Raw genomic sequence first — 13,240 nt, 5'->3', positions numbered from 1 at the left:
CGATCGGCTTGTGGCCCGCCGCGTGTGACGACGAGGACGGCAGTTCGGCAGGTCGGCCGGCGTCGTCAGGCGATCCGGACACAGGATCGCCATCAGGAATCGCTGAGGCTGCGCCCTAGAACCGCGTGCTGAACCCGATCCGCGCGATCGACTGCAGTGCACCGCTCGACGCGCCGTTCGCATCCATCACGCCGTTGATCTGCGCGTTGCTGCCGTGATTGGCGCGCTGATGGACGCCCGCCACGTACACCATCGTGCGTTTCGACAGCCAGTACTGGACGGCGGCCAGGAACTGGTGCGCGTGCGCGTTGTCGAGCGTGTCGTTGCCCTTCATGTACGTGTAGCTCGCGCCGATCACCCATGCCGGCGACGGCCGCCATGCGGCGCCGGCTTCCGCCGACCACGCGCCCGCGCCGTTCTGCGCGTTGCGCACCGTCGTGAAGAGCGCTTTCCCGGTAACCGTGCCGAGCGTGTAGTGCACGCCCGCGCCCCAGTTGCGCACGCTGGTCGGCGGCAGCCCGTCGGTCGCGCCGTACTTCTGGTTCGTATAGGCCGCGCCAGCGCCGAACGGGCCGTTGTCGTAGCTCGCGCCGACGCTGACCGTATTGTTCGCGCCGACCGACCCCGCGACGTTCCCGAAGCCGTACAGCGCGCCGAAGGTCAGGCCCGACAGCGACGGGCTCGTGTACTTGACCGAATTCGCGACACGATTGCTGCCCGCGACACGATCCCAGTCGAATGCGCCGGTCGGGTTGTTCGGCAACGCGAGCTTGTCGAACGGGCCGTTGCGAAAGCCGTACAGGCCGACGAGATCCTGCGCGATCTCGTTGCCGCTCGCGGCCAGTGCATCGACCATGAACTCGTACTGGTTGCCGAGCGTCAGCGTGCCGTACCGGTCGTTCTGCAGCCCGACATAGGCCGTGCGCGCGAACAGCCCGCCGCCGATGATCGAGCCGTTGCCGAGCGAATACTGGTTGACGAGCCGGAAGATCGCTCGTGTGCCCGCACCGAGATCTTCCTTGCCTTCGAAACCAAGCAGGTTCGGGAAGAAGATGTTGTCGTCGAACTTCGCGGCGCCGTGGCCGCCTTGATTGCTGACATAGCTGATGCCGGCATCCATCAGCCCAAACATCGTCACGCTGCTCTGCGCAAACGACGCGGCGGGAATGGCGCATGCCGCGAGCGCCAGAAGGGTCTTTTTCGTCATCTCCAATGTGCTCCTCACATGTTTCCGATCGGATCGGATATTTTTGATTGGACTACTGATTGATATGAACAAAGCCGAACCGGACGAATCCCGGTTCAGCGGCAACCTGAGGAAGGCGGTGTGTGACAGGCATCGGCAGCAATCGCGGGCTCGCCGAAGTCCGCCGATGCCCGTTGAGCGGCGCGCTAGACCGTCGAATACCCGCCATCGACCGGCACGACCGCGCCGGTCACGAACGACGCACCGGGCGAGCACAGGAACAGGATCACGTCGGCGACTTCGTCGGCCGTGCCCCAGCGCCCGAGCGGCGTGCGTTCGAGGATGCGCCGCGACGCCTGCATGTCGGCCATCAGGCCGCTGCTGAGCGGTGTGTCGATCCAGCCGGGTGCGACCGCGTTCACGCGAATGCCGCGATCGGCCCACGCCTGCGCGAGCGAGCGCGTGAGCTGCGCGATGCCGCCCTTGCTCGCGCTGTATGCGGGGCGATCCTTGCTGCCGAAGTACGTGTACATCGACGCGACATTGACGATGCTGCCGCCGTGCGCCGACAGCGCCGGCCGCGCGGCGTCCGATGCACGCATCACCGACGTCAGGTTCACGTTCAGCACGAGCTCGAACTGGTCCATCCGGTATTCGTCCGCGTGCCGGCTGATGCCGACGCCGTTGACGAGCACGTCGAGCCGCGGCAGGGCCGCGATCGTGCGCGTCAGCGCATCGCTGTCGGTCACGTCGAGTTCCACGCAGCGGATGCCCGCATGCACGGGCGCATGCGGGCCGGTCGCATCGAGCCCGAGCGCGACGACTGACGCGCCGGCTTGCGCGAACCGCATCGCGGTGCGCGCACCGATGCCCGAGGTACCGCCCGTCACGACGACGGACTGGCCTTCAAACGCCCACTGACGACTCATGCTCGACGCTCCCGATGGTGTGTGCGCGACGGGCCGGCCGTTGCGCGGGTGAAACGAGGATCTTGATCTGCGCGCGGTCGGCGAGCAGCGCGTCGAAGCCGTCGGCGACGGCGTCTTCGAGCGATACGGTGCGCGTGACGATCGACGTGAGGTCGAGTGCGCCCGACGCGACGATGTGCAGCAGGTCTTCATACGCGTGCCGGTAGCCGACGCTCGCCGTGAAGGTCAACTCGTCGTTGACCGCGCGGAACGCGTCGAAGCCCGCGTGCGGCATCAGGCCGACCATCACGACGCGGCCGCCCTTGCGCAGTGCCTGCATCGCCGATTCGAACGTGGCCGGCAGCCCGGCCGCCTCGAAACTCGCATCGACGCCGAGCCCGCCCGAGGCCGCGCGGATCGCGTCCTGCAGCGCGGGTGCACCGAGTGAGCGTGCGTCGAACGTATGCGTCGCGCCGAGGCGTGTGGCAGCCGCGAGCCGTTCGGGCGAGACATCGACCGCCACGATCGTGGTTGCCCCCTGCAGCTTCGCGAGCATGATCAGCAGCAGGCCGATCGGGCCGAGCCCGAACACGGCGCAGGTTTCGCCGAGCCGCAGTTCGCCACGCCGCAACGCGTGCAGCGCGACGGCGGCCGGCTCCATCACCGCGGCCTGTTCGAGACTCACGCCGTCAGGCAGGCGATGCAGCATGTAGGCCGGCACGACCGCGAAGTCGGCCATGCCGCCGTCGCCCATCAGCCCGGCGAAGCCCATCGACACGCACAGGTTGTACGACCCCGAGCGGCAGTATGCGCACTGGTGGCAGCGGTACTCGGGCTCGACCGCGACGCGATCGCCCGCGCGCAGCGCCGTCACGCCGGCACCGACTTCGACGACGGTGCCGCAGAACTCGTGGCCGAGCGTCAGCGGCGCGGTGCGGCGCGACAGCGGATGCGGCGTGTCGACCGGGATCGCGTGCGGGCCGTCCGCATATTCGTGCAGGTCGCTGCCGCAGATCCCGCAATACGCGACCGCGATGCGCACGTCGCCGGGGCCGATGCGCGGCGGGTCGATTTCCACGAGACGGACGTCGCGCGGGCCATGCCATTGAAGTGCCCGCATGTCAGCGTCCTCCGAGGTTTTGTGCATCGAGACGGCTCGCGGCGGTGCCGGCGAGTGCGCGCTTGCGCAGCACGGCGGGCGCGGTCTCGACGAGGCCGAACGACAGCACGCACGCGAGGATCGCGCCGGCGGCCGACGTCCACATCGCGAACTGCAGGCCGTACTTGTCGGCCGCGAAGCCGGCGACGGTCGGTGCGACGAAGCCGCCGATCAGCTCGCCCGCGCCCATGATCAGGCCGAGCGCGCTGGCGATCGCGCGCGGCGGCACCGTTTCGGCGGGGATCGTCGCCATGAACAGCGTGAAGCAGCCGAGGCCCGTGTACGTGGCGAACACGAGCGCGCCGAGCGCCCAGAGCGAGCCGGCGTGGATCATCACGATCGGGCACACGGACGCGATCAGCGCGAATGCGATCATCGTCGGCTTGCGGCCGATCCGGTCGGAGATCGCCGGCACCGCGAAGCCCCAGAAGACCCACGCGGCGCCAAGGCAGGTCATCACGACCCCCATGTCGGACGGCGACAGGTGGCGGCTTTCCACGAGGAACACCGGCGCGAACGAGATGATCACGATGAACCACGTGAGAAAGAAGCAGCTGATCAGCATGCAGAGCAGGATGTTGCGTTCCTTCAGCAACGCCCAGCGGCTGACTGCCGCGCCGCTTGCGGCCTGCGCGCCGGCGGTATCGGCCTGCGCGTGCCGCACGCCGCCGGGCGGCACTTCGCGCACCCAGCGCCAGATGCAGAGCGCGATCAGGAAGCCCGGAATGCACGACACGTAGAACGCCTCGCGCCAGCCGTACGCGGTCGCGATGCCGATGACCACCGGCGGGCCGATCGTCGCGCCGAGCAGGCCGGCGGCGGAGCCTTGCAGCAGGCCCATGTTCAGCCCGCGGCGGCTCGGCGTCGAACTCTCGACCATCAGCGATTGCGACAGCGGCAGCACGGGGCCTTCGGCGATGCCCATCAGCGCGCGGAACGCGATCAGGCTCGCGAAGCCGCCGACGAGCCCCGACAGCGCCGAGCACACGGAAAAGCCGAGCACGGCCGCGATCAGCAGCGGCTTGCGCGTGCCGCGCGCGTCGGACCATGCGCCCGTCGCGGCACCGGACAGCGCCCACGTGAGCGCGAGTGCGGACGACACCATGCCGAGCTGTGTGTTCGTCAGGTGCAGCTCGGCCGACATGAACGGGAACAGGAACGACAGCGCGAGGCGGTCGAAGAACACGAAGCCGAACGTCATGAACAGGATCAGCAGCAGCCGGTTCTCATACGTCCAGGCGGATCGGGAGGAGGAAGGGGATGTCATGGTGAGCCTCGCCGCGCGTCAGCGGAACAGCTTCTCGATCGCTTGCGCGCCGAGGCCGACCTTCTCGTAGTGCGCCTTGCACATCGCGATGTACGAATGCACGTCGAAGTAGCCGTCGGGATTGCCTTCATCGTCGAGCCAGATCAGCGGCCCCTTGACGATGAAGAACGCGCGCATCGGCTCCGGGTGATCGAAGGCCACGAGCGTGTGGCCTTCGCCCGGCGTCTCGTACACGAAATCGCCGCGCGTCGCGGTCCATTCGTGCTCCAGATAACCCCACTTGCCCGACAGTGTGTAAGCGAACACCTCGTGCGGGTGATAGTGCCGGTTCACGAGCCCGGCTTCCTTCGCCATCAGGATGTCGCACCATTTGTTCTGCGACGGCGAGATCCACAGCGGCCGCGACGAAACCGTTTCGGTGAACGGAACGTAATAGCGCTCGTCGTCGGTGGCCGCGTTCGGGATGTATGCTTCTGGCAGCGCATCGGGCTTGAACGGATTGGCAATCGGCGGGATGGTTTGCCAGAATTCGGCTACGGCTTGGTCGACCACGGTTCGTCTCCTTGTGTATGGGTGTCGTGGGCTCGACTTTAGCCAGCCGGTGCGCGCCGCTCTTGACTGGGCTGGACGAATTGCTTGATCGCGCCGGACATGGCGTCGCGCCAATAATCAGACGAATCATTCCCCCAACCGTGCCGCTCCGCACGACAGGCGCCCGCAGGAGGCGACGTGACGAATTCGACGGTTTTTTCCCGTACACGCGGCTCGACGGCCGGCGTGCCGGCGCGCGACCGGATGGCGTACTGGGATGCCTTCAACGCGGCCACGCTGGTCGGCCTGCGCTGCTCGTCGCTGTCGCCGGGCGGGCTCGAGGTCGAGAAGACCGACCTCGCGCTGACCGACCTGCGCGTCGCCGATATCAGCGGCCAGGATCATGTGATCGAGCGCAGCCCGGTGCATGTGCGCCAGTTGCCGAAGGAGTCGCTGTTCGCGTGCCAGCTCCTGAGCGGGCGCGCGTATTTCATCCAGCGCGACCGGTGCCTGCTCGCGGAAGCCGGCGATGTCGTGGTCTACGACACGCGCGTGCCCTATCTGTTCGGATTCCTGACGCCGATGCGGCAGTTGCTGATCGACATTCCGATCACGACGTTCGATGACCGGCTCGATGCGGAACTGGCGGCGCTCCCGCTGCGGATCGCGCCGAAGCCGGGCGCGGGCGCGATGCTCGGCGCGACGTTGCGCGCGAGCGTCGAGCGGTTCATGAAGGATCCCGTTGAAGGCGACGCCGCACGGTTCGCCGAACACACGCGCACGCTGATCGCGGAACTCATCGATGCGGAAGTGAACGGTGCGGGTGCATCGCGCGCGTCGCTGTCGTATCTGCTGACCGCGAAGCAGTACATCGCAACGCACCTGGGTGACCCGGAACTCGGGCCGCAGGCCGTCGCCGACGCAGTCGGGCTGTCGCTGCGGCATCTGAGCCGGCTCTTCGCGGCCGAAGGCGAGTCGATCACGCAGCACATCTGGTCTGAGCGGCTGTCGCATGCGCATCGCGAGCTGACCGATGCACGGCTGCGCAAGACGAGCGTCGGCGAAATCGCGTTTCGCTGGGGTTTCTCGAGCCAGGCGCACTTCAGCCGTGCGATTCGCGAACGCTATGGTGCGTCGCCGATGGCGCTGCGCGAGGCGGCGCGTGAGGCCAGGTGTTGATTCCGGCAGTCGATGCGGATGAAGTGGCGGCGCGTGTCTCACGCGCCGTTTTTCTTTTCAGTGGTTAGTGAACGGCCGCGCACGCGTGCCGCGCCGGGTTACGTTACTCCGCCAGCATGAACTCCGCACAGCGCTCCGCGATCATGATCGTCGGCGCGTTCGTGTTGCCGGATACGATGCGCGGCATCACCGATGCATCGCAAACCCGCAGCCCGTCGACGCCTTGCACCGCGAGGCGCGGCGTGACGACCGCATGCTGGTCGTTGCCCATGCGGCAGGTGCCGGCCGGGTGATAGACGGTTTTCGCGCGGTGCCGCACGTAGTCGGCGAGTGCCGTGTCGGTCAGTGTTTCGGCTTCGCGCACGATGCGTGCGAGCGACGGCGCACGGATGATCTGCCGCGCGAGCGCGACGCCGCGCACGAGGCCGTCGACATCGGCCGGATCGGACAGCGCGCCGCTGTCGAACAGGATCGGCGCGGCCGGATCGTTGCCGCGCAGTTGCACGGAGCCGCGCGAGCGCGGTCTGAGCAGGCACGGGTTGATCGACAGGCCGTGGCCGGGCAGCGGCTCGCGATCGACGTCGCCGACGAGCGTCGGCAGCACGTGGAACTGGATGTCCGGGCGGCCGCTGCCGGTCGTGTCGACGAACGCGCCGGATTCGACGACGTTCGACGTCAGCAGGCCCGTGCGGCACAGCATCCACTGCAGCCCGTGCCGCAACGCCTTCAGCCCGCGATCCTCGCCCAGCAGGCTGACCGGCGCGTGGCTGCGGCCGTAGATCGAGACTTCGAGATGATCCTGGTAGTTCGCGCCGACGTCACGGCTGTCGTGCAGCACGTCGATGCCGTGCGCGTGCAGGTGCGCGCCGGGCCCGATGCCCGACAGCATCAGCAGCTTCGGCGTGCTCAGCGCGCCGGCCGCGAGCACGACGTCGGCGCGCGCGGTGGCCGAGCCCGTCACACCGCTTTCCGTCCGCCATTCGACGCCGGTCGCACGCTGGCCGTCGAACCGGATGCGCGTGACGCGGCAGCCGGTCAGCACGCGCAGGTTCGGGTGGCCGATCGCGTCGGCGAGATAGGTGGCCGCGGTGCTGCCGCGCTGCCCGTCGAAGATCGTCGTGTGGTAGAACCCGGCGCCATGTTGCGCGGCGCCATTGAAATCGTCGTTGTACGCGATGCCGGTTTCCTGCGCGGCCTTCACGAACGCGAGGCTCAGCGGATGCCTGAAGCGTGTGTCGCCAACCTTCAGCGGCCCGTCGGTGCCGTGAAACGGCTCGGAAAGCCGCAGGTGCGATTCGGCGCGCTTGAACACGGGCAGCACGTCGTCCCAGCCCCAGCCGGTGCAGCCGAGCGCGGCCCAGTCGTCGTAGTCGTCGCGCGTGCCGCGCACGTACAGCATCGCATTGACCGAACTGCCGCCGCCGAGCGTGCGGCCCTGCGGCACGTAGGTCTTGCGTCCCGCCGCGCCGGCTTGCGGCTCGCTCTCGAACGTGACCGTGCGCCGCGTGCCGAGCACGCGGATGAACGTCGCCGGAATCCGGATGAACAGGCTGTCGTCCTTCGGGCCGTCCTCGAGCAGCAGCACGCGCCTGCCGGCCTTCACCAGCCGGTGCGCGACCGTGCAGCCGGCCGAACCGCCGCCGACGACGATATGGTCGTACGTCTCCATCCCGCTTCTTCTCCTTGCTGTCGGGCGGCGAAACGAATGCCGCCGCGCAGGAAGCCAGCTTAGCGACCGCTATGCGGCCCCATTTGACCGGGACGGACGCCGTGCTTGCCTCGCAGGGACACGGCGGCGGGTGGTGGGTGGTAGGGGGGGACTATCGCGCGTCGGCCGGCGCCGGCGCGCGGGTATCGCTCGGCGTCTCGCCGAAGCGCGCGCGATAGCTGCGGCTGAAGTGCGCGCTGTTGTTGAAGCCCCAGCGGAACGCGATCTCGCTGACCGTCAGGTGCTTCAGCGACCGGTCGCGCAGGTCGGCGCGGCAGCGTTCGAGCCGCCGCGCGAGGATGTAGCGCGTGAGCGGCATCCCTTCGATTTCGAAGACGCGCGCGAGCTGGCGCGGCGACAGGTTGATCGCGCGGCTCACCGACTGGCTGTCGAGGTCGTCGTCGGCGAGATGGCTGTCGATGAACGCCTTGGCGCGCGACAGCGTATGGACGGTCGACTTGGTCGGCGACGCGTCGCCGTCGCGCAGCCGCAGCATCGACTGCACGAGATCGAGGATCGCGGCGGCGCGCCGCTCGCGCGCCTCGGGCGTTGGTTCCTGAGGCGCGGCGAGCAGCGCGTACACCTGACGCACGGCCCACGACGCGACGCCGTCGTCGCGGTCGATCTTGACGAGGCTGCGGTAGCGCCACGGGCCGACGCGCGCCTCGAACACGTCGCGCGGCACGTCGAGCACGGTCATCGCCATGTCGGCGGGAAAGCCGTGGCCGTACGGCATCGACGTGTCGTACAGCACGAGGTCGCCGGGCCCGTGCTGCATGCAGTCGACGTCCTGGAACGTATAGCCTTGCCCTGCGTGCATCAGGCAGATGAACACGGCGTCGCGCTGGTCCGCATGGATGTTGTGCGGCGTGCGCACGACCGCGTGCCGGTTCGCGACGATGTCGCAGGCGCCGAACAGCCCGAGATCGCGCTTGCGCAGCGTCGCGTCGATGCCTTCGGACGACTTGCCGCTGCATTCGATCCGCACGAGCGTGCGCGCGACATGGTCGACCCAGAAGTCGACGCGTTCGTGGCCGCGTACGGCGCGCGTCGAGATCGTGGCGATCTCCGTGCTGGTGTCCGGCATGACGTTCTCCCAATGACCGCCTGAGCGGCGCAGTCTCGGGCACGTCGAATGGCGCGGTCAATCCGTGAAAGACCCGGGACGGGCGTGTGACGCGTGTGCAGCGGGGCGTTGCGGGCGCGCGCGTGATCGATGTCCGCAGGAGTCAAATGAAGCGGCGGTGTGAGTCAAGCCTCAAATGCGATTTCGGGTTAGGGCGTGCCGGCTTACTTCGATGAAGACGACTGCAGCCCGAGCGATACGTCCTGCTCGTAACCCATCTTGCCGCCGCGGAACTCGACGCTGACGTAGCCGGGCCGCCGCGCGTCGGCGACGTTCGCGTAGATCGACGTCATCACCATGCCCGCGTCGCAGTCGAGCGCGATCGTGCGGTCGATGCGGCCCGTCGCGATGTTCACGGCCTGCAGCGACTGCATCGCAATGCCGCACTTGTCGGACAGCGCATAGACGCCGACCAGCATGTGGGTCTTCGTGCGATACCACATCGGAATATCGACGGTGCCGTCGAGCTGGAGGTGATCCTGATCGTTGTCGTTCAGTCGACCGACTTCGTTCAGCGTGATCGGGAATGTCTTGTGGCCGTCGTCCCAGGTGCCGGTTGCCGTTTTACCGGCGACGGTCAGCGCGATCGGGCAGGGCTTCGGCCGCGACGGCGATGCGGCGGGCACGACCGGCGAATCGGCGTTCGATGCGGACGGCGATGCTTCGCACAGCGTCACGCGGCCGTCTGGCTCGCGGTGGCCGCGCAACGGGATCGGCTTGCGATGCGCGTCGTAGTAGTAGCTGCCGTCGACGCGCCAGCGGCCCGCGTCGTTGCGGTTGATGGCGTCGTAGGTCTGCAGCGAGACGTGAACGGGCGCCGTGCCGATCGTGCCGGTGTAGTTCGCGACTTCGTACCAGCCTGCGCGAGACACGGCTGGCGCGCACGCGAGCAGCGCGGCGATCGTCGCGGTGAACGGGCGGGCGTAACGGGCACGGCGGGTGTTCCGGGGCATGGGCGGTCTTTGTGCGTGGTGTTGGTTCGGGCGTCGCGGATATCGGTCCGGTCGTGTCGAGTCGCGCGGCTGGCCGCCGGGATGCACGCCATTGTATTCATCCGCCACGCCCGAATGACCCGCATCCGCGAATGCGGTGACAAGGGAACGCGCACGACACAGTCCGGTCGCGGAACCGCGCGGACTGCGCGATCCGATTGACCGGCCTGATACCGACAACCTCAGATTGCGCTGGCCTCGTCGATCCGGCGAATGTCGTCCTGATCGAGCTGAACGCGGATCGCTTCGCCGAGCGATGCCAGCTGCGCCAGCGACGTCGCGCTCGCGATCGGCGCGGTGATCGTCGGCCGCGCGATCTGCCATGCAAGCGCGATCGCGGCCGGCTGCGTGCCGTGCTTTTCCGCCACAGCATCGAGCGCCGCGAGGATGCGCAGCCCGCGCTCATTGAGATACCCGGCGACGCGATCACCGCGCACGCTCTTCTTCAGGTCGGCCTCGCTGCGGTACTTGCCCGACAGGAAGCCGCTCGCGAGCGCGTAGTAGTTGACGACGCCGAGCTTCAGGTCGCGCACGACCGGTTCGAGATCGCGTTCGTAGTCGGCGCGATCGAGCAGGTTGTATTCGGGCTGGATGACCTGGTACGCGGGCAGGCCGTCGCGCCGGCTGACGTCGGCGGCTTCGCGCAGGCGTGCGCCGCTGTAGTTCGATGCGCCGATGATCCGCACCTTGCCCGCGTCGATCAGCGTTTGATAGGCGCCGAGCGTTTCCTCGAGCGGGGCCGTATCGGCGAGATCGCTGTGCGAGAAATACAGGTCGATGTAGTCGGTCTGCAGGCGGCGCAGCGAATCGTCGGCGGCTTTCAGGATGGTGTCCCGGGTCAGCCCAGCGCGCGCGGCCAGCAGGCCGACCTTGGTCGAGATCACGACCTGTTCGCGCTTGCCGGAACGCTTGAGCCACTTGCCGATGATCGTTTCCGATTCGCCGCCGCTGTTGCCGGGAGCCCAGGCCGAATAGACGTCGGCCGTGTCGATGAAGTTGATGCCGGTGTCGGCGAGCGCGTCGAGCAGCGCAAACGACGTGTTCTCGTCGACGGTCCAGCCGAAGACGTTGCCGCCGAACGCGAGCGGCGAAACCTGGATGTTCGACGTGCCAAGGGTGCGTAGTGCCATGTTCTGCTCCGATTTCTGCGGGGTGACGGAATGGAACTGCGGGATGGGCCGAGACGATCGCGGCGAGACGACGGGTACGTGGTGCGGTCACGCCGTTGTCGCGGGACGCCGGACATTCTCGCCGATCGATCCGAATCGTGCAGACAGCGTACCGCCGCGATGGCGGACGACCTGACGCGGATGACGGACGCCTCGTCCGTTGCGTGAGCGCTTCGTGTGGCTGTGTTCGATCGGGAACCGATTTTTTGTCGCGGCTGGTGCGACGAGACGCGGAATTGCGCGTGGGCGGAGGCGGGCGGGACGGGGAAGGTGGATGCTCAGGCGTTGCGCCAAAGCGGGCGGGACGACGGGCGGCGAGTGGCCGCCCGTGTGACGGTGAGCCGGTCAGCGCAACTGCACGGCCGCGAGGAACAGCACCATGCTGCCGATCGCGCCGTCCAGCACGCGCCACGCCACCGCCTTGCGGAACCACGGCGCGAGCAGTCGCGCACCGTAGCCGAGCCCGAGGAACCACACGACGCTGACCGTCATCGCGCCGATCGCGAACGCGAGCCGCGCGCCTTCCGGCTCGCGTGCGCCGGCCGTGCCGATCAGCAGGAACGTGTCGAGATACACGTGCGGGTTGAGCCACGTGAACGCGAGCGTCATCAGCACGATTGCCAGGCCGCTCTGCGGCGGCGGCGCGACCGCGTCGCCGCGCACGTCGAGGGTTTCGTGGCCCGGCTTGAACGCGCGGCGCAGCGCGTTGATGCCGAACCACGCGAGATACGCGAGGCCGACGTACAGCACCGCGTGGACGAAGGTCGGATAGCGTTCGACGAGCGCCGATGCGCCGCCGACGCCCGCGCCGATCAGGATCATGTCGGACAGCGCGCACAGCAGCACGATCTTGCCGACGTGCGAGCGCATGATGCCCTGCCGCAGCACGAAGGCGTTCTGCGCGCCGATGGTGACGATGAGCGAACCGCAGAGTGCGGCGCCGTGGGAAAAAGCGAGCCAGTTCATGGTGGGTGACAGCAGTGGAAGCAGTAGACGGATGAATCGGGTAGCGCTAGTCTGCGGTCAGCATGAAAATAAGAGAAGCTAATTCACCTAATGCAGATTAAGGAAATCTAATGCTCGACTACGCGTTGCTCGATGCCCTCGCGGCCGTGATCCGGCACGGCTCGTTCGAGCGTGCGGCCAAGGAGCTGAACGTCACGCCGTCAGCCGTGTCGCAGCGCGTGAAATTGCTGGAGGAGCGGGTCGGCAGCGTGCTCGTCAAGCGCGGGCAGCCGTGCGTCGCGACGACGTCGGGTGCGCTGCTGTGCCGGCATACCGAGCGCGTGCAACTGCTCGAGGCCGAGCTGGGCGGCCGGATGCCGGCGCTGCCGGGCCAGATCGCAAGCGCGTGGCCGACGTTGCGCGTGGCCGTCAACGACGACAGTGTCGCGACGTGGTTCATCGACGCGGTCGGGCCGTTCTGCACGGAGCGCGAGACCTTGCTCGACCTCGTGATCGACGACCAGGATTACACGGCCTCGCGCATTCGCGACGGCAGCGTGCAGGGCGCGGTGACCGCGCAGGCCGAGCCGATCCAGGGGTGCCGGTCGGAGCGGCTCGGACGTATCCGCTATCGCGCGGTGTGCTCACCGGCGTTTTACGAACGCTACTTCGGCGCGGGCATCACGCGCGATGCGCTGCGCCGCGCGCCGTGCGTGATGTTCAATCCGAAGGACGGGCTGCAGGCGCGTTTCATCCGGCGCGTGACGCGCGCGGATCTCGATCCGCCGCAGCACTGGATACCGCACGTCGCGGGCTACCTGCGCGCGTGCGAAACGGGATTGGGATGGGGAATGTGTCCGGACCGGATGGTCGACCGTCAGCTGGCGGCGGGCGAACTGGTCGACATGTCGCGCGGGAGAACGATCGACATCGACCTTTACTGGCAGAGCTGGCGTTTGTCGATCGGCTGGCTCGACGATTTCAGCGCGGCGCTGAAGGCGCGCGCCGCGCTGTTTCTCGACTGATCGACGACGCGATGCAGGCGGCGCGCGAGCGGTGCGCGCCGTGCG

At 68.0% G+C, this 13,240-nt stretch carries 12 protein-coding genes; 2 read left to right on the top strand and 10 right to left on the bottom strand.

Features of this window, described 5'->3' with window-relative positions; genetic code table 11:
• Positions 1–115: 115 nt before the first annotated feature.
• From BCO18175_RS22345 to BCO18175_RS22325, 5 genes are all read right to left on the bottom strand, one after another.
• Positions 116–1,207 (bottom strand): porin, encoded by a 1,092-nt coding sequence (locus BCO18175_RS22345; protein WP_174984063.1) that lies wholly within the window; start codon positions 1,205–1,207, stop codon positions 116–118.
• 185 nt (positions 1,208–1,392) lie between these two features.
• The gene (locus BCO18175_RS22340; protein WP_174967810.1) at positions 1,393–2,115 is read right to left on the bottom strand and encodes an SDR family NAD(P)-dependent oxidoreductase; all 723 of its coding nucleotides are present in this window, start codon (positions 2,113–2,115) and stop codon (positions 1,393–1,395) included.
• The gene (locus BCO18175_RS22335) at positions 2,093–3,214 is read right to left on the bottom strand and encodes a 2,3-butanediol dehydrogenase (RefSeq protein ID WP_174984061.1); all 1,122 of its coding nucleotides are present in this window, start codon (positions 3,212–3,214) and stop codon (positions 2,093–2,095) included. Before BCO18175_RS22335 ends, BCO18175_RS22340 begins: the two co-directional genes overlap by 23 nt.
• A gap of 1 nt (position 3,215) precedes the next feature.
• On the bottom strand, positions 3,216–4,520 hold the full coding sequence (locus tag BCO18175_RS22330; protein ID WP_174984059.1) for an MFS transporter: 1,305 nt from the start codon (positions 4,518–4,520) through the stop codon (positions 3,216–3,218).
• A gap of 18 nt (positions 4,521–4,538) precedes the next feature.
• A complete protein-coding gene (locus BCO18175_RS22325) occupies positions 4,539–5,072 on the bottom strand; it encodes a 2,4'-dihydroxyacetophenone dioxygenase family protein (RefSeq protein ID WP_174967813.1) in 534 nt (177 codons plus the stop codon).
• A 177-nt stretch (positions 5,073–5,249) separates the two neighbouring features.
• Here BCO18175_RS22325 and BCO18175_RS22320 point away from each other — a divergent pair, with 177 nt between their 5' ends.
• Positions 5,250–6,230 carry a helix-turn-helix domain-containing protein gene (locus tag BCO18175_RS22320; RefSeq protein ID WP_174984057.1) on the top strand — a complete coding sequence of 327 codons (981 nt, stop codon included), beginning with the start codon at positions 5,250–5,252 and terminating at the stop codon, positions 6,228–6,230.
• A 103-nt stretch (positions 6,231–6,333) separates the two neighbouring features.
• Here BCO18175_RS22320 and BCO18175_RS22315 read toward each other — a convergent pair whose 3' ends face one another.
• The 5 genes from BCO18175_RS22315 to BCO18175_RS22295 form a co-directional block, all read right to left on the bottom strand.
• Positions 6,334–7,899 carry a GMC family oxidoreductase gene (locus BCO18175_RS22315; RefSeq protein ID WP_174984055.1) on the bottom strand — a complete coding sequence of 522 codons (1,566 nt, stop codon included), beginning with the start codon at positions 7,897–7,899 and terminating at the stop codon, positions 6,334–6,336.
• A gap of 151 nt (positions 7,900–8,050) precedes the next feature.
• The gene (locus tag BCO18175_RS22310) at positions 8,051–9,025 is read right to left on the bottom strand and encodes a helix-turn-helix domain-containing protein (RefSeq protein ID WP_174917945.1); all 975 of its coding nucleotides are present in this window, start codon (positions 9,023–9,025) and stop codon (positions 8,051–8,053) included.
• Between the two features lie 203 nt (positions 9,026–9,228).
• The gene (locus tag BCO18175_RS22305; RefSeq protein WP_174984053.1) at positions 9,229–10,017 is read right to left on the bottom strand and encodes a hypothetical protein; all 789 of its coding nucleotides are present in this window, start codon (positions 10,015–10,017) and stop codon (positions 9,229–9,231) included.
• 221 nt (positions 10,018–10,238) lie between these two features.
• Positions 10,239–11,186, bottom strand: a complete 948-nt coding sequence (locus BCO18175_RS22300) for an aldo/keto reductase (RefSeq protein WP_174984051.1) — start codon at positions 11,184–11,186, stop codon at positions 10,239–10,241.
• Between the two features lie 384 nt (positions 11,187–11,570).
• Complete coding sequence (locus BCO18175_RS22295; RefSeq protein WP_085038215.1) at positions 11,571–12,191, bottom strand: LysE/ArgO family amino acid transporter; 621 nt, start codon at positions 12,189–12,191, stop codon at positions 11,571–11,573.
• Positions 12,192–12,301: 110 nt separating this feature from the next.
• On the opposite strand from BCO18175_RS22295, the gene BCO18175_RS22290 reads away from it, so the two are divergent.
• On the top strand, positions 12,302–13,195 hold the full coding sequence (locus BCO18175_RS22290; protein WP_039344521.1) for a LysR family transcriptional regulator ArgP: 894 nt from the start codon (positions 12,302–12,304) through the stop codon (positions 13,193–13,195).
• The last annotated feature ends 45 nt before the right edge of the window (positions 13,196–13,240 follow it).

The organism is Burkholderia lata (assembly GCF_902499335.1).
GTDB classification, from domain to species: domain Bacteria; phylum Pseudomonadota; class Gammaproteobacteria; order Burkholderiales; family Burkholderiaceae; genus Burkholderia; species Burkholderia lata_B.
Note: the sequence above shows the minus strand (reverse complement) of the source record. Positions and strands in the feature narration are given on the sequence as shown.

Bases quoted from the DNA above. Each gene is read 5' to 3' on its own strand.
- BCO18175_RS22345 (WP_174984063.1), bottom strand. From the start codon at position 1,207: ATGACGAAAAAGACCCTTCTGGCGCTCGCGGCATGCGCCATTCCCGCC.
- BCO18175_RS22340 (WP_174967810.1), bottom strand. From the start codon at position 2,115: ATGAGTCGTCAGTGGGCGTTTGAAGGCCAGTCCGTCGTCGTGACGGGC.
- BCO18175_RS22335 (WP_174984061.1), bottom strand. From the start codon at position 3,214: ATGCGGGCACTTCAATGGCATGGCCCGCGCGACGTCCGTCTCGTGGAA.
- BCO18175_RS22330 (WP_174984059.1), bottom strand. From the start codon at position 4,520: ATGACATCCCCTTCCTCCTCCCGATCCGCCTGGACGTATGAGAACCGG.
- BCO18175_RS22315 (WP_174984055.1), bottom strand. From the start codon at position 7,899: ATGGAGACGTACGACCATATCGTCGTCGGCGGCGGTTCGGCCGGCTGC.
- BCO18175_RS22310 (WP_174917945.1), bottom strand. From the start codon at position 9,025: ATGCCGGACACCAGCACGGAGATCGCCACGATCTCGACGCGCGCCGTA.
- BCO18175_RS22305 (WP_174984053.1), bottom strand. From the start codon at position 10,017: ATGCCCCGGAACACCCGCCGTGCCCGTTACGCCCGCCCGTTCACCGCG.
- BCO18175_RS22300 (WP_174984051.1), bottom strand. From the start codon at position 11,186: ATGGCACTACGCACCCTTGGCACGTCGAACATCCAGGTTTCGCCGCTC.
- BCO18175_RS22295 (WP_085038215.1), bottom strand. From the start codon at position 12,191: ATGAACTGGCTCGCTTTTTCCCACGGCGCCGCACTCTGCGGTTCGCTC.
- BCO18175_RS22290 (WP_039344521.1), top strand. From the start codon at position 12,302: ATGCTCGACTACGCGTTGCTCGATGCCCTCGCGGCCGTGATCCGGCAC.